This is a genomic window from Klebsiella planticola (genome assembly GCF_000783935.2).
Lineage (GTDB): Bacteria > Pseudomonadota > Gammaproteobacteria > Enterobacterales > Enterobacteriaceae > Klebsiella > Klebsiella planticola.
Genome location: NZ_CP026047.1, coordinates 5,420,568 through 5,443,606 on the forward strand (window position 1 = coordinate 5,420,568; position 23,039 = coordinate 5,443,606).

Annotated in this window: 16 protein-coding genes and 1 pseudogene; 1 reads left to right on the forward strand and 16 read right to left on the reverse strand. The window is 39.3% G+C overall.

Translation table 11 applies throughout. The features are described 5' to 3' along the window. Positions 1 to 61: 61 nt before the first annotated feature. Genes MC50_RS26115 through MC50_RS26140 form a run of 6 tightly spaced genes read right to left on the reverse strand, consistent with a single transcriptional unit; the run spans position 62 to position 6,682 of the window. The gene (locus MC50_RS26115; RefSeq protein ID WP_162180079.1) at positions 62 to 1,207 is read right to left on the reverse strand and encodes a glycosyltransferase family 4 protein; all 1,146 of its coding nucleotides are present in this window, start codon (positions 1,205 to 1,207) and stop codon (positions 62 to 64) included. Further along, complete coding sequence (locus MC50_RS26120; RefSeq protein ID WP_047665312.1) at positions 1,208 to 2,098, reverse strand: glycosyltransferase; 891 nt, start codon at positions 2,096 to 2,098, stop codon at positions 1,208 to 1,210. Next, positions 2,095 to 3,249 carry a UDP-galactopyranose mutase gene (glf, locus tag MC50_RS26125; RefSeq protein WP_032699196.1) on the reverse strand — a complete coding sequence of 385 codons (1,155 nt, stop codon included), beginning with the start codon at positions 3,247 to 3,249 and terminating at the stop codon, positions 2,095 to 2,097. Before glf ends, MC50_RS26120 begins: the two co-directional genes overlap by 4 nt. Before the next feature lie 18 nt (positions 3,250 to 3,267). Continuing rightward, positions 3,268 to 5,160: a DUF4422 domain-containing protein gene (locus tag MC50_RS26130; RefSeq protein ID WP_047665315.1), complete on the reverse strand. Its 1,893-nt coding sequence runs from the start codon at positions 5,158 to 5,160 to the stop codon at positions 3,268 to 3,270. Between the two features lie 14 nt (positions 5,161 to 5,174). Next, positions 5,175 to 5,915, reverse strand: a complete 741-nt coding sequence (rfbB, locus tag MC50_RS26135) for an O-antigen export ABC transporter ATP-binding protein RfbB (RefSeq protein WP_000433876.1) — start codon at positions 5,913 to 5,915, stop codon at positions 5,175 to 5,177. Next, a complete protein-coding gene (locus MC50_RS26140; RefSeq protein ID WP_015583927.1) occupies positions 5,915 to 6,682 on the reverse strand; it encodes an ABC transporter permease in 768 nt (255 codons plus the stop codon). The genes rfbB and MC50_RS26140 overlap by 1 nt, the downstream gene beginning before the upstream one ends. Positions 6,683 to 8,064: 1,382 nt before the next feature. Here MC50_RS26140 and MC50_RS26145 point away from each other — a divergent pair. Next, positions 8,065 to 9,069 carry an NAD-dependent epimerase gene (locus tag MC50_RS26145; RefSeq protein WP_032695380.1) on the forward strand — a complete coding sequence of 335 codons (1,005 nt, stop codon included), beginning with the start codon at positions 8,065 to 8,067 and terminating at the stop codon, positions 9,067 to 9,069. Positions 9,070 to 9,463: 394 nt separating this feature from the next. On the opposite strand, the gene ugd is transcribed toward MC50_RS26145, so the two are convergent. The 10 genes and pseudogenes from ugd to MC50_RS28610 all read right to left on the reverse strand — a co-directional run bounded on the left by ugd (position 9,464) and on the right by MC50_RS28610 (position 22,852). Next, positions 9,464 to 10,630, reverse strand: a complete 1,167-nt coding sequence (gene ugd, locus MC50_RS26155; RefSeq protein WP_004864551.1) for a UDP-glucose 6-dehydrogenase — start codon at positions 10,628 to 10,630, stop codon at positions 9,464 to 9,466. Positions 10,631 to 11,014: 384 nt separating this feature from the next. Then, positions 11,015 to 12,130 (reverse strand): acyltransferase family protein, encoded by a 1,116-nt coding sequence (locus MC50_RS26160; protein WP_047665319.1) that lies wholly within the window; start codon positions 12,128 to 12,130, stop codon positions 11,015 to 11,017. A gap of 241 nt (positions 12,131 to 12,371) precedes the next feature. Further along, positions 12,372 to 13,518, reverse strand: a pseudogene (locus MC50_RS26165) (UDP-glucose 6-dehydrogenase). A gap of 230 nt (positions 13,519 to 13,748) precedes the next feature. Next, entirely contained in the window at positions 13,749 to 15,152 is a 1,404-nt protein-coding gene (gene gndA, locus MC50_RS26170) for an NADP-dependent phosphogluconate dehydrogenase (protein WP_047665321.1), read from the reverse strand. Positions 15,153 to 15,322: 170 nt separating this feature from the next. Next, positions 15,323 to 16,720 (reverse strand): undecaprenyl-phosphate glucose phosphotransferase, encoded by a 1,398-nt coding sequence (gene wcaJ / locus MC50_RS26175; RefSeq protein ID WP_047665323.1) that lies wholly within the window; start codon positions 16,718 to 16,720, stop codon positions 15,323 to 15,325. A 90-nt stretch (positions 16,721 to 16,810) separates the two neighbouring features. Continuing rightward, positions 16,811 to 18,190: a phosphomannomutase CpsG gene (gene cpsG, locus MC50_RS26180; RefSeq protein WP_047665326.1), complete on the reverse strand. Its 1,380-nt coding sequence runs from the start codon at positions 18,188 to 18,190 to the stop codon at positions 16,811 to 16,813. Between the two features lie 15 nt (positions 18,191 to 18,205). Continuing rightward, positions 18,206 to 19,621, reverse strand: coding sequence for a mannose-1-phosphate guanylyltransferase/mannose-6-phosphate isomerase (locus tag MC50_RS26185; RefSeq protein WP_047665328.1), 1,416 nt, complete (start codon positions 19,619 to 19,621; stop codon positions 18,206 to 18,208). Between the two features lie 33 nt (positions 19,622 to 19,654). After that, the gene (locus tag MC50_RS26190) at positions 19,655 to 20,677 is read right to left on the reverse strand and encodes a hypothetical protein (RefSeq protein WP_047665330.1); all 1,023 of its coding nucleotides are present in this window, start codon (positions 20,675 to 20,677) and stop codon (positions 19,655 to 19,657) included. A 28-nt stretch (positions 20,678 to 20,705) separates the two neighbouring features. Beyond that, on the reverse strand, positions 20,706 to 21,776 hold the full coding sequence (locus tag MC50_RS26195; protein WP_047665333.1) for a glycosyltransferase family 4 protein: 1,071 nt from the start codon (positions 21,774 to 21,776) through the stop codon (positions 20,706 to 20,708). A gap of 17 nt (positions 21,777 to 21,793) precedes the next feature. After that, the gene (locus tag MC50_RS28610; protein ID WP_127913553.1) at positions 21,794 to 22,852 is read right to left on the reverse strand and encodes a hypothetical protein; all 1,059 of its coding nucleotides are present in this window, start codon (positions 22,850 to 22,852) and stop codon (positions 21,794 to 21,796) included. Positions 22,853 to 23,039 lie beyond the last annotated feature (187 nt).

Here is a 23,039-nt window from a genome sequence, read left to right on the forward strand (position 1 = left end):
TTTGTAGGTTTCCAGTTCATTAAGGATAGGTAAGATGAAAGCGACTCAGCTTCATCAAAAATTACTCTTCAACAACATCGCGATATGTTTTTAATGTTTTATTAATGATCATCACGCTCGAGAATTTATCTTGAATACGCTTTCTGCCATTGATACCCATTGCGACTCGCGTTTCAGGATTATCTAACAGGAAACCGAGTTTCTCCGCTAATTCCTCGACAGATTTACTTTTTACAATTAACCCATTATCGTTGTTGATAATTAAGCTATCACAGCCACCAACATCATAAGCGATACAAGCACGCCCAACCGAGGAAGCTTCCAGCAAGATACGTGGTACGCCTTCGGCGTAGACCGACGGCAAAGCAACGATATTTGATTCTTCAATTAAATCAAATACATTAGAGCAATGACCGAGCCAGTTAATCACGCCTTCGCTTTGCCACTTCTGTATCGTCGCTAGCGGAATCGCGTCTTTATCATTCTCAACTAAGATACCGGCAACATTCAGCGTAAAGTGAATATTTTTATTACTCAGTATTTTTTTGGCTTCAATCAGATCACCAAGTCCTTTACTCCACAGCATACGGCTGGCAAAAAGGACGACCGGGACATCACGTTGCTGCTCCAGAGAATATTTGTAAATCTCTGGATTAATACCCGCACCATCAATAACAATAGTCTGTTTGTAATCGATACCAACCAGATCGGCGAGTTTGGCTCTGTCTTTATCATGTTCGAACATAAACAAGCTGCATTTGTTACTGGCGATATATTTATATGCCATAACAGTAAAACTACGCAGCAGCTTAAGACAGCCAGACTCTGCCGAAAATACTCGGCCTAAACCGACAAAACTCAGAATAACAGGACGATGGGTACTTTTAGCCAGAAATCCGCCGATCAAACACGGTTTGATGGTAATGCAGTGTAATAAATCAGGATTAATGCTTTGAATAATTTTCCGAGCCTTAAAAAAGGCCCGAAAGAAAATCAAAACGTTGAACGATTGAGCGACAAGAGGAATATTATGACAAATAAAACCTAGTGTCTTGAATTTTATCGCTATTTTATCATCGACAAAATGGCTAATAATGTGAATCTCATAACCGGCATCTCGGGCGGCAATTGCACGATCGGTCCAATGCAAATCAAAATACCAATCCGAATTTATGAAATAACACAGTTTTTTCATTGCTATGTCCACTTAGTGAAACTTACCGCTAATTCCTTTTACACCATGTACAATCCCACGGCATAAAAATTTTAGATATACCCATTTCCGGCGCTGTACAGGGAATATGGAGATATACTTGCATAGGCGCAAAAGGATTGATGAACTACTAAAAACTGCCACTTCCGTAAATATTCTCTTAGCCAAAATTAAGTTTCGACAAAGATAGTAAACCTTCCACTCTGGCGATATGACCTTTCCCTGGATACTCACATCATGAGTAAAAACAAGTTCCGGATTATAGGTAATCTTCTCGCCACTTAGAGTTAATTGACAACCAAAATAGAGGTCATCAAAATAAAGGAAAAGTTCATCATAAATATGATGAAGGTGCTCATTCAAGACTTCACGCTTAATGATCATGCCAACAAATGAAACTGTTTGCACCAGTATTTCCTTATTATCTGGTACGTATCGTTGGGGATGTTTAATATATTGCAAAGTATCACTAAACGAGGTCGGGACTTTTGCAAATGGAACATTCATCGCGCATGTCCGGCCCTGCAAATCTTTAACTAAAGCCGTAAAAACACGACAACCTTCTTTATTTATCGTTGAGAACTTATCAAGAATATCACTTTGCGGATAAGCATCATCGTCATAAAAGAAGACCCAATCGCTATCAACAGAACTGCATATGTATTGACTACCGGCCTTAAACCCTCCGGCGCCACCGTTATTACAGGCCAGATTCAAGACAATTACACGGGGATCAGTGATTGTCTGAAGCCAATCAGAGGTCCCATCCGTGGACCCGTTGTTGACAATAACGATAGAGGTAAAGTGCAGCTTAACAGTTTCAGCAACCGTCTTTTTTAGCTTTTCAAGACGGTTAAAAGTGACTATTAATGCAGTATGTTTCATCGTACGTCGGCCACAAATACAGGCATCGCTTCGTCGTTGGACAATGAGGACAGATATTTATCGGCCGTTTTCAATGCTTCTGCAATCGTTACATCCATATCAAGGTAGCGATAAGTCCCCAGGCGTCCAACGAAAGTAATATTTTTCTCATTCTCCGCCAGTGATAAATATTTATCTAGCAGAGCCATCTCACCCATCTGGCGGATTGGATAGTAAGGAATATCATCTTCACCGCAAGCGCGACTATATTCCTTATAACATACGGAACCTTCATGGCTTTCCCACGGGGAAAAATATTTATGTTCCGTAATTCGCGTATACGGGACATCAACTGAGCAATAATTCATGACCGCGCAGCCCTGATAATCACCTTGCCAGGTAAATCGCTCAAAGTCCAGAGTACGGTAGCCAAGACGCCCATGCTGGTATGAATAGAACGCGTCTAACGGCCCGCTATAAAACACATGATCATAACTGTCACGATTTTCAGCCGCAAACTCACGCTGTAATTGCAGAGTGATATTTTCATGATCGGCGATCGCTTCAATCATATGGGTATAGCCCAACTTCGGCATGCCCTGGAATTTATGATTGAAGTAGTTATCGTCATAATTGAAACGCACAGGCAACCGTTTGAGTATAGATGCCGGAAGCTCGGAAGGCTGCATCCCCCACTGTTTTATGGTGTAGCCTTTGAAGAACGCTTCATATAATTCTTTACCAATAAAGCGCAAAGCCTGCTCTTCAAATGTCTTCGGTTCCAGAATCGAGCTATCACCTTTTTCGCTAATGAGCGCGCGAGCTTCATCAGGAGAACAGGTTTTAGCAAAAAACTGGTTAATAGTATGCAAATTAATCGGCAGTGAAAAAACCTGACCATTAACAGTCGCTTTTACTCTATTAACATAGGGCATCATCTCAGCATACTGATTGACAAACTTCCAAACGGTTTCATTATCCGTATGGAAAATATGCGGACCGTAGACATGAACCATGACATCAGTCTGAGGATCGCGAGTGTCATAAGAGTTTCCTCCGATGTGGTCCCGCTGATCGATGATTTTAACCTTGTGACCTTGTTCAGCAAGCTGGCGGGCAATGACCACACCTGAAAAACCAGCACCGACGATCAGAATATTGTTACGCTTCATAATGTATCTCCAGTTATATTAGCCAAGAATCGAGCGGCGAACTTTATAATAATATTTAGTGAGCTTATTTCTTCTTGGCGAACCGACAGGAGCATATTTGTTAACATATGGCATTAAAGCTCGTTTAATCTTTGTCTGCAGTAACACGGTTTGCTGCAGTTCAGTATGTTGATTATGTACTACCGTGGCCACAGGTAACTGGCGATAGTAAATTTCTTTTTCCCATGGCGTATTTAAAACATTCTCAAGAAAATCATCATAGAAATCGACTTTCTCAGTATTCCATGGTTTGTTTTCACCCGCATAGTGAATCATTTTTGGATTTCTTCTGGCTTCCAAAAACCGCATATAGGTTGAAAACTTGAGATTCGGGAAGAAATCATCGGTATTACCATTACCATGGTACACATTCCATTCTAATGGTAAAAACTTGACTCGGCCAAAGAAGACTTTGTTCATGATATCCTGATCTAAGAACCAATACTTTTTGGCTTTCAATGCTGACATCAATTGAGCAAAGGTGTTCTCTTTAACCATTTGTTCGACGTTAAAAACAATAATCCCGGCCTGAAAATATTCGTCAGGATTAGTCATTCCTAATGTCTTTTTCAGGTATTGCTCTGCAGGCATAATGCCATCATCTGATTCTGACATGGTACCAAACTTCACAAACCCTTCCATGACGATGTCTTTAACAGCGGCAACCAGGTTAGTGCCGATCTCGACATCCAGAAGTGTCGCCAAATCAGCCTTCACCACGGTGTCAGAATCGATAAACACAACTTTTTTATACTCGCGGAAAAGTTGCGGGATGAACAAGCGCGCATAGGTCGACGCACTAAAATGTGCACGGGTATGAACATCACTCATCTCAGTGAATGAATTCACATCAAAAAAGCGCAATGATATGTTGTTATGACCAGCAACTAGCTTGATAAGGCGTTGTTTATTTAAATGACTGACCTTATTTTCCAGAACAACGATATCATAGTTTCTGTTCGCATCAGAATGGCGAACAATTGAATTGATTAATGCCCCGCCACTTAATGCATAGTTATTATCAAAACTAATAACAACCGGTACGCTTTCGTCAAAAACGGGCTTTAATTTACCATTAAATGTTTCAGCAGTAACAAACGTGCGCTGTAGTTCTTTTATTTTTAGCTGTTTATCTTGTTGACATTTGATGATATAGATATTGAATAAACGCTCAGCGATGTGCCCTATAACTCGTTTTTCTTGAGCGTTGTAGTTATTCATCGAAATCCGATCTTCAAGATTAGACAAAATAGCAAAAAGCCATTCAGAATAATCCAGGAACATGTCTTTGCGCATAACAAACATGTTCGTATAATAACCATCAGTTGCATTATTGAATTGTTGAATCGCAGCTTTATATTGTGGATACAGCTCTTCAACGACATCCAGGGCAGACTGATAGTCTTTAATGTGTAAAAACTCACCTTTTGCATAATGATCAAGGTTATTCTTACTTCCTGCCGATGTTACCGACCATTTTTTGGGTAACAGCAGATCATATCCATCGACGCAGGTGCTTATGGATTCATCACTTAATCCAAACTGGCTTTCGTATTCGGCATTGATGAGCGGGTAGTTGACCACCCCCCAGTTATCCTCAGGATGATTTTGTTGTTCTGCAAAGTTCAAGTGTCTGCGGTAATGCATGAACCCCACATAGTCAGCCAGAGATTCATTCTTCCACACCCAGTAGTGGGCCGTCAGCTCACAATAAAAGGGGTTTTTAAAGGAAATGTTGTCTCCGCTATCATCCCCTTCACAGCCAATATCATTATAAGTATTAGCCTTCCCGACATGCAGTGGTTTAATAATAGAGGCATTTAGAAAAGCACTGGGTTTGTGGTGACATGTATAAATTTTGATACTATTCATCTTATTACCAATTATTAAGCCATTGCTTGCTTGTAAAGTTCAATGATTCTCTCTGCTGAGCCAATTTCGCGGAGTTTATGGTTTTCGATCCAAACAACTCTGTCACAGATTTTTTCAACATCACTCATATTGTGGCTAACGAATAATATCGTTACACCCTTATTTTTGAAGTCTCGTATTGTTTGTATACATTTGGCCTGGAACGAAATGTCACCGACAGCAAGTACCTCATCGATAATAAGTATATCGGGTTCTACCTGGCTGATGACAGAGAATCCAAGCTTCGCAAGCATACCACTTGAGTACACGCGGATAGGTTCGTCAATGAAATCACCCAGCTCGGAGAACTCAATTATCCGATCCATCCGTTGCTGAACCTCTTTGCGGCGTAGCCCAAGCAGGGTCGCATTGAGATAAATATTTTCTCGCCCGGTTAATTCAGGGTGAAAACCGCCGCCTAGCTCAAGCATTGAGGCAACGCGCCCCTGGGTTGTAACGGTGCCTTTTGTTGGCTTAATGACGCCTGCCACCAGCCCAAGGGAGGTACTTTTCCCGGCCCCGTTACGGCCAATCAGCGCTACGGCCTCGCCTTTACCCACGGTGAAGGTAATGTCTTCGATCGCAAGATATTTACGCCCTTTTAACAGCTGAAAAGCTCTTTTAGGGTGAAATACGAGATCCTTAATTCCTGAGCCAATATGGTGGTAAAGAGGATACTCTTTCGTAACGTGACTAAAGTTTATTACTGGTTCCATTACAAAATCTCTGCAAATCGATATTTTAATTTATTAAAAATACTCAGGCCCACAATTGTCAGGACTAAACCTGTAATGTAAAGGATTGAAATATATTCATAATTTAAGACGCCATCCATGAACAGCTGCCGCCAGCTGAGGATCATGCTTGCCAGAGGATTATAGGTAATAATCCAGCTAAATTTTTCAGGAATCATATCTGACGCATATAATATCGGCGTGCAATAAAACATGAGCATGATACCAAGGCTGACAAATCGCTCTAAATCCCTGAAGAACAGATTGAGCGTAGAAAATATGATTGAAATACCAAATGTAAAAATCACCTGACCAAGCGCAATAATTGGTACGCCCCAGAGCCATGAGAGAGATGGACGCATACCATACACGAACAGGAATGCAATAATCACAGGAATTGTACACAAGAAATGTAACCCTTCCATCATGACATTACTCAATGGAATAACTGAGCGCGGAAAAACTGTTTTTTTGATTATTTGCGCATTGGCTATAAACGAAAACAAGGAATTTGTCGCCGAGCTGGCAAACCACTGCCACGGAAATAAACCGGTAATCAAGAAAAGGGTATAATTCGGGATCTGCACTCGCATAACGAGTTTAAAAATGAAATAATATATCATTGCAAAAAGCAGTGGATTCGCAATTGACCATAAGTAACCAAATACGCTGCTTTTATAACGTACCTTTAAATCTTTGTTTGTTATAACAACAAGAAGATCAAACAAATACCCTATATTATACTTCATTTTTATACTCATAAATTATTCTACAAAAAATTCCGTACGTAATATGTATCAAACAGAATTATCGATAAGATCTGCTGTGCTCGAGAGACGAACAGCTATTCCCATAAACAAAGACCAATTGTAACATTATTTTGCACAAGCAATATGTAAACAATCTTTCCTGCGCATTAGCACTCCGGAATCGGAGATGATCGCTAACCTCAGTAACCGCTGAATGAAAATGTGATTCTCGTGGAAGACACATAAACCATCCTTTAAGATTGTAAATAAAATGTTAAATCGAACAATGAGTTTATTCTAAAATTCAGACACGCTACCGCCATTGGCTATCGCAACCAAAATGCGGACTCCCCTCTCTAAAGTGTCTGTCTTACCCGGTCTTACCGTAACGAAGAGGATTCGCTCGTCGTTAGCTCCACAAGCATTACCGGCGCAGCATTCATGAAGCCACAAACAGCCTAGTCAGCGTTCGGCAAAAAAGCTAAAAACAAACGGATATCTGTACTCAGCGCCCCTCTCCGGACTCACATCCATCGCTACACCGCAACAAATGCACCGCTACTCTCCTCAGTTTATGGCATCCTATCCATCAGGACTTTCTCATTTCACCCTTGAAACCAACAAAAAGCGCCACTCTCAGCAGTGAGGCTTCAGCAGCCATGTAGCAAGGCGCTCCGCATCTCTACATGAGTCGGGCAGAGTATCAAATTCGCGAGCAGGCAGCGGTAGCACTATCAGGGTAACGTACTTCCTCAACCTCTTTTGCATAAAAGTGAGTTTGACTTTTCTTCAAAAGTGGCCACTCCGTACTTCGCAGAGTACGTTTGTTGCGCATTATCAATAATACATACGTAGGTTGTGAATTACGCGCGCATTATAGCTCTGGTCTGGAAGAATAAAAATGAAAAAGCATAACCAATCCATTCAGCCAAAAAACATACAGCTATCGCACATTATTCGAACACCGCGCCAGAACAACTTAACAACATGATAATAAAGAAAAAAAGTAGTTTTCATTACTATCATTACAATAGTAATACTGACTGATTATTCAGGAATTGTTCGGAAAATATATAAAAAGAAACAATATTGACCAGGCTCAGCCTTCCGCTGCTTTGCTTACGAGGCGAACAGAGTGCGGTAACTATCAAAGAACAGCAGGAACGGTTATAACGCTAACTTATTTTTCATGTAATAATGATTATCATTTGCGAACTCACCCTAAATCTTCTGCACTCACTCAGACCCGGGAAGTGTGCAACCCTGTACTTCCCACGGTACCTGCTTATATCCTGCAACGGTAAAGCAGATGATCCCGAAGGCAAGCCAGTGTAAAATCGACAAATATATATAGCGGGGAACACCGATCCCGGAGGATGAATATGAAGTTTTTAGTCACTGGAGCCGCAGGATTTATCGGCTTTCATGCAAGTCAGCGCCTTCTGGAGGCGGGTCATGAGGTTGTTGGCATCGACAACATGAACGATTACTACGATGTCAATCTCAAGCAGTCTCGCCTGGATCTTTTACAGTCCCCTCTGTTCAGTTTTTACAAAACCGATCTTGCCGATCGCGAGGGCATTGCCCAAATTTTTGCTACTGAGAAGTTTGATCGCGTAATCCATCTGGCAGCGCAGGCTGGCGTACGCTATTCGCTGGAAAATCCGCATGCCTATGCCGATGCCAACCTGATTGGTTATCTGAACATTCTGGAAGGCTGCCGGCATACCAAGGTACAGCACCTGCTGTATGCCTCTTCCAGTTCAGTGTATGGGCTGAACCGCAAGATGCCGTTCTCCACGGATGATTCGGTCGATCACCCAGTGTCACTGTATGCGGCAACCAAAAAAGCCAATGAACTGATGGCGCATACCTACTCTCATCTCTATGGTATCCCCACCACCGGCTTACGTTTCTTCACCGTGTATGGCCCGTGGGGACGCCCGGATATGGCGCTGTTCAAATTTACCAAAGCCATGCTGGAAGGTAAAAGCATCGACGTCTACAACTACGGCAAGATGAAGCGTGATTTCACCTACATTGATGACATTGTAGAAGCGATTGTCCGCGTGCAGGATGTCATTCCGCATGCAGATCCTGAATGGACCGTAGAAAACGGCTCACCGGCCACCAGTTCAGCCCCTTATCGAATCTATAATATCGGTAACAGCTCGCCGGTGGAGTTGATGGACTACATCACCGCTCTGGAAGAAGCGCTGGGGATGGAAGCTGAGAAAAACATGATGCCGATCCAGCCAGGCGATGTCCTGGAAACCAGCGCGGATACCAAGCCACTGTATGATCTGGTTGGCTTTAAACCGCAGACATCCGTTAAGGATGGCGTGAAGAACTTCGTGGACTGGTACAAGGCGTATTACAACGCCTGAGTGGTTACCTGATTCTTTCTGAACCGCAATCGCAGGGTTGCGGTTTTTTTGTTCCCGCGTTTTACAAAAGCGTTGATGCGCATCCGCTTTGGTCGGAACTCCTGCTTGATTAGTGTCCAATCTCTGAGTACAAAAACAAAAAAAGCCCGCATAGCAGGCTTCTTTTCCCTTCCGGCGCTTATCTCCGGCATCTACATCTCAGTGACGGTAGCTCTTCACAAGGTATGATTTAACATATCTGACCACCGTTAGCCGGGCAATGGGTTTAACGTAAAATTACAGCCTGCATCACACTACCGAGGTCGTCGTTATGGAAGGTGGAAAGTTTATGAAAGCGGGGACAAAGGTGGTATGAGCCCAGCGGCCGCACCGCTGGTACTCAGGATCGAAAAGACTAGTCGTTGCCAAACAGATCGCGGGTATAAACCTTATCCGCAACATCAGCCAGCTCTTCCGCCATACGGTTAGAAATGATGACATCTGCTTCTTGCTTAAAGGCATCCAGATCGCGAACAACGCGGGAATTAAAGAACTCATCCTCTTGCATCACCGGTTCGTAAATAATAACCGGGATACCTTTAGCTTTAATGCGCTTCATAATCCCTTGGATCGAAGAGGCACGGAAGTTATCTGAGCCGCTCTTCATGATCAGACGGTAAACCCCAACCACTTTCGGTTTACGCGCAAGGATGGAGTCAGCAATAAAGTCTTTACGGGTACGGTTAGCATCCACAATAGCGCCAATGATATTGTTTGGCACCGATTCGTAGTTGGCCAGCAGCTGTTTAGTATCTTTCGGCAGGCAGTATCCACCATAACCAAATGACGGGTTGTTATAGTGATTGCCGATCCGCGGGTCCAGGCACACGCCTTCAATAATCTGCTTGCTGTTGAGACCCTGGCTTTCTGCATAGCTATCCAGCTCATTAAAATAGGCGACACGCAGAGCAAGGTAGGTATTGGCAAACAGTTTGATTGCCTCCGCTTCGGTCGAATCGGTAAACAGTGTCGGGATATCCTGCTTAATTGCGCCTTCCTTCAGCAGGTTAGCAAAACGCTCTGCGCGTTCCGAACGTTCACCAATGACGATACGAGAAGGATGAAGGTTGTCATACAGCGCCCGGCCTTCACGCAGAAACTCCGGGGAGAAGATGACATTGTCGATCCCCAGACGCTCTTTAATATCCCGGGTGAAACCGACCGGAATGGTCGATTTGATGATCATGACAGCGTTGGGGTTAATCTCCGCAACATCACGAATAACGGCTTCAACGGTTGAGGTATTGAAGTAGTTGGTTTTCGGATCGTAGTCAGTCGGGGTGGCGATAATGACATAGTCAGCATTGCGATATGCATCTTGCTTGTCAGTTGTCGCACGAAAATTCAGCGGTTTTTCGGCCAGATATTCCTGAATCTCTTTATCGACAATCGGCGATATCTTCTGGTTCAGCATATCAACTTTAGATTGTACGATATCCAGCGCAACCACTTCGTGGTTCTGCGCAATCAGGATGCCGTTCGATAAACCAACATAACCGGTACCGGAAATAGTAATTTTCATTCGATCACACTTTAATCAGTTAACGGGATTGCGGCAGTTTGCCACAATACATGCATGCTATTCGCGGTTTTACTCCCTGATGAGAAGTGTGTCAAGAACGACAGAGTCTCATTAGAAAATAAGTTAGCGCTACGTGAGAACATTATCTTAACTAAGCCTCATTTTATTTCCTACAATGGAACAAGGAACAAGGAACAAGGAACAAGGAACAAGGAACAAGGAACAAGGAACAAGGAACAAGGAACAAGGAACAAGGAACAAGGAACAAGGAACAAGGAACAGTAAAAATATACTATTACAAAAACCTTCACAAAGATAAAAACACCCCATAAAAATTGATTTATAAAAGCCAGTGTAATTTATTATTTTTTTTCGAAAACACTTTCATTTGTTAATAACCTTCTTTCCAAACTTCACGCCCGGCCTCTCAATAAATGAATATGTTAACACAGACAAAAAATAAACAATCGGAATTGATACAGCAAGAACCTTAAAAAATCGCAGTAAAGGTACGTCATATTGAACGTTGTAATGATGTATGAAATACGCAGAAACAGGAATAACTATCAATAGATGTATCAAATAGACAGAATATGAAACATCACCTAAAAAAAGAGACAGCCTATTATTAAATAACCATTTCAATTTATTTTTTAAACGAGTGTCTTCGTTGTAATTCGAAGCAATATAAAAGATCAGGCCGCACATTATTAATTGTATTATAAGTTGCACTCCATTTATATAAAGACCAGTAACTGAAGAAAAAATTATAACAATGAAAGCAATACCCAAATCTAACAATCGTCCACTACGGACAGAATAATAAACAAACATCCCTGCAATAAAAATCGGCAGCTTTAAAAAAATAAATGAAGGGAGATTGAATGCTCTATAAAAATCAGGGAAAACAAAAAAAAGAATAGAAGATACAGTAGATAAAGAAAACAGTACTACTCTAAATCCAGACTTTAGAACCAAAAACATTATAAAAGGAAATAAAAAATAAAATTGAAACTCGAGACTAATACTCCAGTCAGGCAATGCTGTATTTGCACTATAATAAGGGAGAACCCCAAAAAATAATGACAAATGAATTATTATATTAGCAACAGTCCGATCATTAAATTTAGTTAAATCCATAGCTGAAGAAGGATCTACACTACCTATGATAGCTCTCATTTCCCCAATAAATGGACCAATGCACAAAGCGACAAATAATAATATATAGTATAATGGAGCTATTCTAAAAAAACGCCTAAGCCAAAAGTTCCAGACAGTTCTAAAGCTATTCCATGGTTCATCGCCTTCTCTTTCCATATAGTTCTTAGCCATAAGAAAACCTGACAACAAGATAAACATATCCACACCATAACTTGGACTTCCCAATATGGGGATATGACACTGAGCCAATATACAAACATGGCCAAAAAAAACCCAAAGTGATGCAAAACCTCGTAGACCTTCTAATTCTGGGATCCACATAGTTTTAACTTTACTCATAATAGATACCTATTTAGTTACAACCAAGTTATATTTGCGACAGAAAAAAACAACACCCAACTCTACACCGCATCACTGTCCATATTAATCCCAATTAAAAATATGTAATGTAATAATTTCTCATAGAAAAAACTGTCAAGTTACATCTTAAAATAAGAATATTTTAATATCTCCAGGAATATTAGAGATCGTTATCAAACAGGTCGCAAGTATAAATCTTTTTTGCAATATTAGACAACTTTTACGCAAATAGGTTTGAGATAATGACATCGACTTATTATATAAACACCTCCAGATCGCAAACCATGTGGCAATTGCAAAACTCCTCTTCCACCATCACCAATTCGTAGATAATAACAGAAATACGTTTAGCTTGATACACTTCATGACGCCCTAGATGGATGGGCCGCGGAAATTCTCGGAGTCACTCTTCATGATCAAGCGATACACGCCTAGCCCCTTTGTGAATCTGCGATAAAATCATTACGGGTGCGGTTGATATCGAAGATAGCGCCGATGATGTTTTTCGGCACCATTTCGTAGTTCGTCATCAGTTACTTGATATATTTCGGTAAGCAGTGGACGCCATAGACGAATGACGAATGACGAATGACGAATGACGAATGACGAATGACGAATGACGAATGACGAATGACGAATGACGAATGACGAATGACGAATTGTTATAATGATTACCGATACGCGGATCAAGCCGAACACATTCAATAATCAACTTACTGTTCAGGCTCTTGCTTTATGTATAGTTATACAGTTGGTTGAAATAAGCAACACGCAGAGAAAGGTGGATATTAGCAAACAGATTGATTGCTTCGGCCTCTGTCGAGTCCGTAAACAGGGTTAGAATATTCGGCTTTATTGCCTTTTTTCAGCCAATTGACAAAAGTTCGCAAACGACGATACGTGACGGTTGAAGGTTGTCACACAACGCTCCACCTTTACGCAAAAATCAGGAGAGAAGATGACATTATCAATACCAGACGCTCTTTAATATCATGGTAAAAAACCAACAGCAATGGCTGACGCGATGATCATCATAGCATGAGGGTTAATTTCGGTAACATTGCAAATGAAGGCATTAATTGTCGAAGAGTTGAAGTAGTTGGTTTTTGGATCGTAGTCAGTCGTTGTATTGATAATTACATAGCTATCATTGCAATAGGCATCTTCCTTATCCTTTTCACACAGAGATACAATTTTTCAGTCAGATATTCCTAAATCTTTTTATCAAAAATCGGTGATATATTCTGATTCAGCATATCGACTTTGGATTGTACAAATCCAATGCGAGCACTTCGTGTTAATGTACAATCAATCAGTTTTACGTGCGATAAACCAACAAAACTAGTACCGGAAATGGTAATTTTCATTAGATAACACTTTAATCAGTTAACTGGACTACAACCGATAGACGCACTGCCTATATGCTGTTCACGGTTTTAATTACTGAGCAGAAACACACTAATAAAAAATAATTGAAGGTAGCGAGCTATTAAAAGAAAATTAAAGTAATAATAAATCAGTAACAAGCAGTTAAAATTAAGAAACACTCAAAGAAAACCCGGTTAATTAATAACCGGGAAAAGATTAACAGTTACTATTACATCCACTCGGTATGAAACACCCCTTCTTTATCAGTGCGCTTATAGGTATGAGCACCGAAATAGTCGCGCTGAGCCTGAATCAGGTTAGCCGGCAACACTGCAGAGCGATAGCTGTCGTAGTAGGCAATGGCAGCAGAGAATGTCGGAACCGGGATACCATTCAGAACAGCATAAGCCACAACATCACGCAGCGCATGCTGATATTCATCAGCAATCTGTTTGAAGTACGGCGCCAAGAGCAGGTTAGCAATGCTTGCATTCTGCTCATAGGCATCAGTGATCTTCTGCAAGAACTGAGCGCGAATGATGCAGCCTGCACGGAAGATTTTAGCAATCTCACCGTAGTTCAGATCCCAGTTGTATTCGTCCGATGCAGCACGCAGTTGGGAGAAGCCTTGAGCATAAGAAACGATCTTACCCAGATACAAAGCACGGCGAACTTTCTCTACAAACTCTGCCTTATCACCTGCCGGTTGAGCTTCTGGCCCCGTCAGGACTTTAGACGCTGCAACACGCTGGTCCTTCAGTGAAGAGATGTAACGCGCAAAGACAGATTCAGTGATCAGGGACAGCGGTTCGCCCAGATCCAGTGAACTCTGGCTGGTCCATTTACCTGTACCTTTGTTGGCTGCTTCATCAAGGATCACATCAACCAGGTATTTACCTTCTTCATCTTTTTTAGTGAAGATGTCTTTAGTGATATCAATCAGATAGCTGCTGAGCTCACCTGCGTTCCATTCGGTAAAGGTTGCCGCCAGTTCTTCATTAGAAAGTGCCAGACCACCTTTCAGTAACGCATAGGCTTCAGCAATCAGCTGCATGTCGCCATACTCGATACCGTTGTGGACCATTTTAACATAGTGGCCCGCACCGTCAGCACCGATATAGGCAACACAAGGTTCGCCATCTTCCGCGCGAGCAGCAATCTGCTCGAGAATGGGCGCTACCAGCTCATAGGCTTCTTTCTGTCCACCAGGCATGATAGAAGGGCCTTTCAGTGCGCCCTCTTCGCCGCCAGAAACACCGGTACCGATAAAGTTGAAACCTTCGGCAGACAGCTCACGGTTACGACGGATGGTGTCCTGGAAGAAGGTGTTGCCACCATCAATGATGATGTCGCCTTTATCCAGATACGGCTTCAGGGATTCGATAGCGCTATCGGTACCTGCTCCAGCTTTCACCATTAATAGAATGCGACGCGGAGTTTCAAGGGATTCAACAAACTCTTCAACAGTAAAATGTGGGACCAGGTTTTTGCCTGGGTTTTCGGCAATCACTTCTTCGGTCTTATCACGGGAGCGGTTAAACACAGAGACGGTATAACCACGGCTTTCGATATTGAGCGCCAAGTTGCGCCCCATCACCGCCATACCGACAACCCCGATCTGCTGCTTGGACATTACATACTCCTGTCTGGTGTGGTCACTGCGAAACTCTCGCAGTTTAAATGTGATGATTATGTTAGCTCAAAGTAGATAAGCAGCATAGAGTTAAATGATTTTTTATCACTTACAGAAATGAGCAAGAAACCGGCTAAGGTTCCAGAGGATTATGGACAAATCAGAAGAAATTAATATGCAGATTTATTGATGAAACCTTTAAAAACCGTAAGGAATATAATCTTCAAATCTAGCCAAATAGTCCAGCCCCGAATATAAAGTAAATCATACTCGACTCTTTTCTCCATTTTTTCTAAAGTATCAGTTTCGCCGCGCCATCCATTAATCTGAGCTAACCCTGTAATACCAGGCTTAACTTTGTGTCGAAGCATATATCCTTGGATAAGAGAACGATACTGCTCATTATGAGAGACAGCATGTGGCCTTGGACCAACAACCGACATTTGCCCAAATAAAACATTAAAGAACTGTGGTAATTCATCAAGTGATGTACTTCGGAGAAATCTTCCTACTTTAGTAACTCGGATGTCATTTTTTGTAGCTTGAATAACCTTATCATCATTTTCCATTACAGTCATTGAGCGAAATTTCCAAACTTTAATTGGTTTTCCATCCATGCCATATCGAACCTGTCTGAAAATAATTGGTCCTTTGGAGCTTAATTTCACAGCCAGAGAAATAAAAATCAAAACAGGTGAAATGATAATTAAAATTAATAAAGAGACAATAATATCCTCCAATCGTTTAAAGACCATATTAATACCGTTAAGAGGGGTATCAAATAAAGGGACGACTGGAACACCATTTATTTCTTCGGTACGCGAGTGAAGTATGTTAAAAGTAAAAATATCAGGTATCAATAGAACAGAACATGTTGTATCCGTCAATTTCCCAACTAGATTTTTAATTTTTGCTCCATCACCAATTGCCATAGCTATATATATGCGTTCGATTTTACCAGCACGAGCCTCTTCTACAAGCTTTTCAATATTTCCAGCATAAGGAACGCCATCATAGTTTGATGCGGGTATATCATCATAAATACCCTTGACGATGAGTCCAAGCCAAGGCTCTTGCTGAAAGCCTTTTAGCAAGTTAATACCGACAGGCATTGACCCAACAACAGCAACAGTTCGGGTATTGTAACCTAATTTCCTTAACATACCTGAAGCTAACCGAATTGCTGAACGGCAAATAATAAAGCCGACGCAAACAATGAAGTACCACTGAATGAAAATAATGTATCCCAAATGAAAATCCGGGAGTAAAGATATTCCTCCAAGAGTAAGTAAAAGGGTTAAGGTCCAATTTTTAAGGATTAAGATAAGTTCTGAAGAGAGATCGACACCACGCCATGAACGATAAAAATCAGTTATACCCCCAATCATTTGAAATACTGCTAAAGCGATCAGGGAGATTAGAATGTAAACATATTTAAATGATGCACCAATAAGCAAACAAGATAAATAAGACCCTAAGAAAATAATACTTATATCAGATAATCGCTGCACCATTGAAATTATCGATGCATTAGCATTTGATCGCGTACGATGCTGTAGAAGTGTCATGATAATGTGCTCTTATATATAGACAACCTAAATAAATTTAATAGATAACTTTGGCACGGTAATTCAAAAGAGTAGGGTACATATTTATATTTATTTAGATCTTAATAAATCAAGAATCTCAATGGTTTTAGAGTTCATCAAATCCTGATCAGAACGAGACTCAACATTTAAACGAACAACTGGCTCAGTATTTGAACTTCGTAAGTTAAAACGCCAATCTGAAAATTCAACACTAATACCATCTGTATAGTCAACATTGATAGCATCATGCGTATATCGTGCAAGGACTTTTTTTATCGCTTTCTCTGGCTCATCCAAAGAACTATTTATTTCTCCAGATGCCGGATAAAGTGAAATGCGTTCACTAACCAAACTGCTGAGTGATTTATTTTTATTACATAATAATTCGATAATCAAAAGCCAAGGAATCATACCGCTATCGCAATAGAAAAAGTCACGAAAGTAGTGATGAGCACTCATCTCACCACCATATACAGCATCCTCTTCACGCATTCTTTCTTTAATAAATGCATGCCCTGTTTTTGACATTACAGGAATACCACCTGCACGTTGGACAACATCAATAGTATTCCAACTCAAACGAGGATCATGAATAATCCGGGAACCGGGATACTTTTCAAGGAAAGCCTCTGCTAAAAGACCAACTATATAATATCCCTCGATAAAAGCACCATTCTCATCAAAAAGGAAACAACGGTCAAAATCCCCATCAAAAGCAATACCTAAATCAGCACCATATAGATTTATTGCATTAGATGTATCCTCTCTACATTCAGGCAAAAGAGGATTTGGTATTCCATTAGGGAAATTGCCATCAGGCTGGTGATGAATTTTAATAAATTCGACAGGTAACTCAGCCTGTAAAAATGCTTTCTCGATTTCATCAATTACATGACCAGCAGCACCATTCCCTGAGTTGATAACTAATTTGAGTGGTTTATTAATATTTTTTATTTCAATATACGAAAGTAGTTTGGAAATATATGCATCCAGAATTGACAGTTTTTCATAATTACCTTTATTATGCGAAACTATCGTAGGGAACGTGTTTCTTTCTGCTAATTCCTGGATATCGCGTAAACCAGTATCACCACTTATAGGCTTTGATTGTTCACGAACCAATTTCATACCATTGTAATCCATAGGGTTGTGACTAGCGGTTACTTCAATCCCTCCATCAACATTGAGGTAAGAAGTTGCAAAATATATCTCTTCAGTACCGGTTAGTCCAATATCAATCACATCAGCACCAGCATCCTGCAAACCTCTAGCTAAAGCAAGTTTAAGTGATTCACTTGTAAGCCTAACGTCACCACCAAGCACTATTTTTTTGGGTTTTAAAAGTTCTCCGTATGCTCGGCCTATTCGGTATGCTATATCCTCGTTTAGTTCTTCTCCAAGTTTCCCTCTAATATCGTAAGCTTTAAAGCAAGAAAGTTTATTAGACATATTATAATCTCTTATTTAAAATTGCCCATAGTGATCTGTTAGACGAACAATGTCATCTTCCCCTAGATAAGAGCCCGACTCAATTTCCAATATTTCTAAAGGAATTTTACCGGGGTTCTCAAGCATATGAATTGAACCGATTGGAATAAAAGTTGATTGATTTTCAGTTAGTAAAAATTTTTTATTATCAAGCGTAATTTCTGCAGTCCCAGATAATATGACCCAATGCTCAGCCCTATGCAAATGTTGTTGCAATGAAAACTTTCCACCAGGTTTAACCGTTACTCTATTTACATGATATTTATTTGTGTCAATGATCTTATCTTGAAGTCCCCAAGGACGATAAGATTCACGATGAACTTTATATTCAGGTCGAGATTCTTCTTTTAAATATTCTACTATTCTTTTAACATCCTGTACTTTAGATTTATTAATAACCAATACTGCATCTTTTGTATTAACAATAACTAAGTTTTCAACGCCAATTGCGGCGACAAGTTTATCATCTGTATTTATATAACAATTAGTTGCATCATGAGTAAAAACATCACCGGTCAAAGCGTTACCATTAAGATCTCGACTGTTTACTTCCCAAAGTGCTGACCATGAACCAACATCATTCCAACCAGCATCCAACGGGATAACTATACCGTGGTTCGTTTTTTCCATTACAGCATAATCTATAGATTCATCTGGACATTTTTTAAATATCTCTGCATCTATACGGATAAAATCTTGGAGTGAATCATAACTTACTGTTTCAATGGATTTTTCACAACATTCAAGTATATCAGGTCGGTATGCTTTCAATTCACGAATATAGTCCTTTGCTCTAAATAAAAACATACCACTATTCCAATAATACTCACCACTATTGTGGTATTTTTGGGCATCGATTAAATTTGGTTTCTCTATAAATCGATCAACACTATATGCACCTGACCCATTTATATTTTCACCTCGTTGAATATATCCATATCCAGTTTCAGGGCCTGTAGTAACAATACCAAAAGTAACTAACTTACCATTTTCTGCGTGAGGTATTGCTGTTCTTACAGCGTTATGAAATGCTTGTATATCCCCAATGACATGATCGGCTGCAAGTATCAGAAGGAGGGCATCTTCATGCTCCGCTAACGAATGTAGCGAAGCCAATGCTATCGCAGGAGCAGTATTTCTACCAAAAGGTTCTAGAATTATATTTTTTGAAAAGCAATCAATCTGATTTAATTGCTCAGCAGCTAAAAACCTATGTTGTTCATTGCAGATTAATAAGGGTTGTGCCAAATTCAACCCTGCAAGACGATGTACAGTTTCCTGCAGCATCGATAATTCACTATTCAGACGTAAAAATTGCTTAGGGTACAACTCCCTGGACATTGGCCATAAACGGCTACCCGACCCTCCAGCCATAATAACAGGAATAATCATAGTGTTATTTTCCTCTGTAATTTATTTGATTTATTAGTTTTTTAGATTAAGAAACTCATCCATTATTTTCTTAGGTGCTCCGTCATTATTAAGCAACCCAAAATTCTGTTGTATCTCGTTTTTATTTTTTCCATCATCTATCAAATCATACCACCATATTCCCTTGATAAAGCTGTAGCCACTTGCTTTTGAATATAAATTGTGAATATATTCGGATATGTCAGAGTCTGAATATTTTGCATATTTTACGAGTGGAACTCCAATTTCAGTAACATACAAGTCTACCTCGTTCCCTTCATTAGCTTTTACCAGCATTTTATGTACTTCAACTAACTTATCCATTACCGGATCACTAGAGATATTACTATCATTAGGATAGTAGTATGGGTGAAGTGAAATACCATCAAGACATTTCATTATTCCTGTAGACACAACCTTCATCATCCATATTTCAGATTTTTTATCAAATGGATCAATACCACCAGCAATTACTTTCGCTTTAGGATTATTATTTTTTATCTCGATGCATGAGCGTAATACCAAATCAGAAAATATTTTGGCTGAATCGTCGTTGAAAACTGAAAAATGATTTAAACCTTTGCGACCGTCTGTTTGGATCCATTCATTCCAAACCTCGTACATGTTTACTTTTAATCTAAAATGAGAAGCTACCCATCCGGAATATTTTATAAACGCATCCCTAGATGCAATCGAATTAGGTTTGCTTCGAGGGTTATCATCTGTCTTAGGATCATATAATATATTGCCATAGTCTAAGATAAGCATAGGCTCTATTTTTTTATTTACAGCAGCATTTACGATGCTATCAATTCTGGAATCTGCATCCTGGTATACTCCTTTTTTTTTCTCTACTCGACTCCATGGATAATCAGTTCTAAACGATGTTATATTATATTTTAACAATATATCGAAAAAATTTTCATCCGTAAGTTCATGTGTTAAAGGATGAATACCTACACCCTTAATTAGATTATCAGCAAATACTTTAATAGGAAAGATTGATAATAATAAGTAAAACACAAAAAATTTAAACATATATAATCTCCGAAAAAAGATCAGTGATTTAATTATCCATATTTTTTAATAATCTTACAATTTTATCTGCAGACTTTCCCCAAGAAAATCTATCTAAATTACATAATGCTTTTGAGTGTAGGATTTTCTTCTCATTTGTCGTCAGAGATACAAGTTTGTCCATAGCAGATTGCATATCTTCTATACGTAAAGGATCAAAGAAAATTGCTGAGTGCTCCAATACTTCAGGCAATGAAGCTGCATTTGACGATAAAACTATACACCCACACGCTTGTGCTTCTAACGGTGGAATGCCAAAGCCTTCATATAGTGATGGGAATACAAATGCTCTAGCTGAACGATATAATTCCTTTAATTCTAAGTCGGTTACGCGCCCTAAAAACTCGATTTTTTTATCCTTGCACGATAAATTCCCATTATCATATTTAAATGAGTTTGATAGGGAGCCGATAATTTTTAATTTAAAGCGATTATTATGATTTGTGTTAAAAAGAACAAATGCCTCTATTAAGCGCTGGAAATTTTTATGATAATTGGGTGAAGACACTGCCAAAAAATAGTCTTTATTTTGAAGTTCATCAACTTCATCTTGTACATCAAGAAACACCTGATCTACAGCATTATAGACAACTGAAATATCATCCTCTGACAGTTTAAAATGAGAAACAATATCATTTTTAGAAAAATCACTAACAGTAATAATATGTTTAGCACTCGATAAAACTGCAGGAATAAAAAAATTGTACCATAAAATAAATTTTTTAGAGAATGATTGAGGGTATTTTATAAAAATAATATCATGCAATGTCACAACTTTATTTTTGTATAATATTGGAGCTGTGTTACACAAGTTTAATAACAATGGCTTCCTATTTTTATACAGATACAACGGTAAGTCTAGTTGCTCCCAAGCATGTCCAGTATTCACACCAACAACTTGAGCATTTAATTTTTCAGCTATCTCTGTTTGAATTATATTTTTTGGCGTTATAAAAACTATATCTTTATTTATTTTTTTTAATTCCAATGCAATATTCGCAGCAAACCTTTGCACACCTGTAATATTCTGAGTCAAAAACCTTGCATTAACATATAGCATATAACATCACCTTTAAACTATTTATTTTTATTTGCTGTCGCAGCGATCAAAAATAATCCGCCCCACAAAACTGGATATGAAACATCAGGTATAGTGAAAATCATTGCTGATAATAATGATACTATATATATCACCTTATCAAAACTCTCTTTTCTAAGGATGTTAGTGACAAATAAAATGAATAGTAGAGTTCCAACAAATCCAGTTGTAGCTAATAAATTGAGAAACCCTCCCCCACCCCTAGTTATTCCAACACCAATACCGAAACCATATGTGTTATAAAATATATCTAATGCAAGTACAGCCTGTGAGTACCTAACATCACCAGAATGTGAATTACCTTTATCTAATATAAAGGCAATGAGATATTCAAGAACACCAAATATATACAAACAAAAAACAATAAGGAAAAGAATTATTAATGTTATTAATAATTTCTTTCTTCCATAATAGAAAAAATATAAGCAAAAACCGGCAAAGAATGAAATTAAAGCTGAACCGGATACACTTAGAATCATAGCCGCAATTAAAAGACAAGAAAGTAATATTCTTCTATGATAAATAGCGACCCAAAATGCAGCCCCAAGAAAAGCACCACAAAATGATGCCTCAGGAAATCCAGCCTGAAACCTCAATGCTGCATCTATTAGCTGTGCATAACCAGGATTATTATAGAAAATAGGTATAAGGATTTTAGATACACCAATTAATCTTAATGCATATGAAATAAATCCAAATATGCAGGTAATCCATGATGAAATTATTACTATTTTTTTAAAATCGAAATTATAATAACTCCACAAATCATTCCTACGGCATTTTATAATTAATGATAAACAAATAAAATGAATTATTAGATAGCCAATCTGAGCAAAACTTATGATACTTGGATTTGGCCGACCTCCATTTCTTGCCATATCATCAGGATCTATACTGACCTGAAGATTAGAAAAAACACTTGGGGATACTGCTAAGATAAGAGTTGACCATGTAGTAAACAAGAAAAGATAAGCTTCGCTCTTAGATATTATAGAAATTCGTCCACTAAATTTGCTAAAAAGAGCAATAATGAGCAAGATTTCCCCCACTAAATATAATGGTATCCCTTTACCTCCTATATTTATAAAACTAGCTGCGAAAAAATTTGCGCTACATACGAAAACTGTTAGTAATAGTAACCTATTCTTGAGCATAACACATGCACACAAAGACAGATATATTAACCCTGATATTTCCAATTATCACCCCATTTATATATCGACT

Excerpts from the sequence above, each read along its gene's own strand:
- MC50_RS26160 (WP_047665319.1), bottom strand. The coding sequence starts at position 12,130 with ATGAGTAAAGTTAAAACTATGTGGATCCCAGAATTAGAAGGTCTACGA.
- MC50_RS26195 (WP_047665333.1), bottom strand. The coding sequence starts at position 21,776 with ATGCTATATGTTAATGCAAGGTTTTTGACTCAGAATATTACAGGTGTG.
- glf (WP_032699196.1), bottom strand. The coding sequence starts at position 3,249 with ATGAAGCGTAACAATATTCTGATCGTCGGTGCTGGTTTTTCAGGTGTG.
- ugd (WP_004864551.1), bottom strand. The coding sequence starts at position 10,630 with ATGAAAATTACTATTTCCGGTACCGGTTATGTTGGTTTATCGAACGGC.
- MC50_RS26190 (WP_047665330.1), bottom strand. The coding sequence starts at position 20,677 with ATGTTTAAATTTTTTGTGTTTTACTTATTATTATCAATCTTTCCTATT.
- cpsG (WP_047665326.1), bottom strand. The coding sequence starts at position 18,190 with ATGTCTAATAAACTTTCTTGCTTTAAAGCTTACGATATTAGAGGGAAA.
- rfbB (WP_000433876.1), bottom strand. The coding sequence starts at position 5,915 with ATGGAACCAGTAATAAACTTTAGTCACGTTACGAAAGAGTATCCTCTT.
- MC50_RS26120 (WP_047665312.1), bottom strand. The coding sequence starts at position 2,098 with ATGAAACATACTGCATTAATAGTCACTTTTAACCGTCTTGAAAAGCTA.
- MC50_RS26140 (WP_015583927.1), bottom strand. The coding sequence starts at position 6,682 with ATGAAGTATAATATAGGGTATTTGTTTGATCTTCTTGTTGTTATAACA.
- gndA (WP_047665321.1), bottom strand. The coding sequence starts at position 15,152 with ATGTCCAAGCAGCAGATCGGGGTTGTCGGTATGGCGGTGATGGGGCGC.
- wcaJ (WP_047665323.1), bottom strand. The coding sequence starts at position 16,720 with ATGACACTTCTACAGCATCGTACGCGATCAAATGCTAATGCATCGATA.
- MC50_RS26130 (WP_047665315.1), bottom strand. The coding sequence starts at position 5,160 with ATGAATAGTATCAAAATTTATACATGTCACCACAAACCCAGTGCTTTT.
- MC50_RS26185 (WP_047665328.1), bottom strand. The coding sequence starts at position 19,621 with ATGATTATTCCTGTTATTATGGCTGGAGGGTCGGGTAGCCGTTTATGG.
- MC50_RS26145 (WP_032695380.1), top strand. The coding sequence starts at position 8,065 with ATGAAGTTTTTAGTCACTGGAGCCGCAGGATTTATCGGCTTTCATGCA.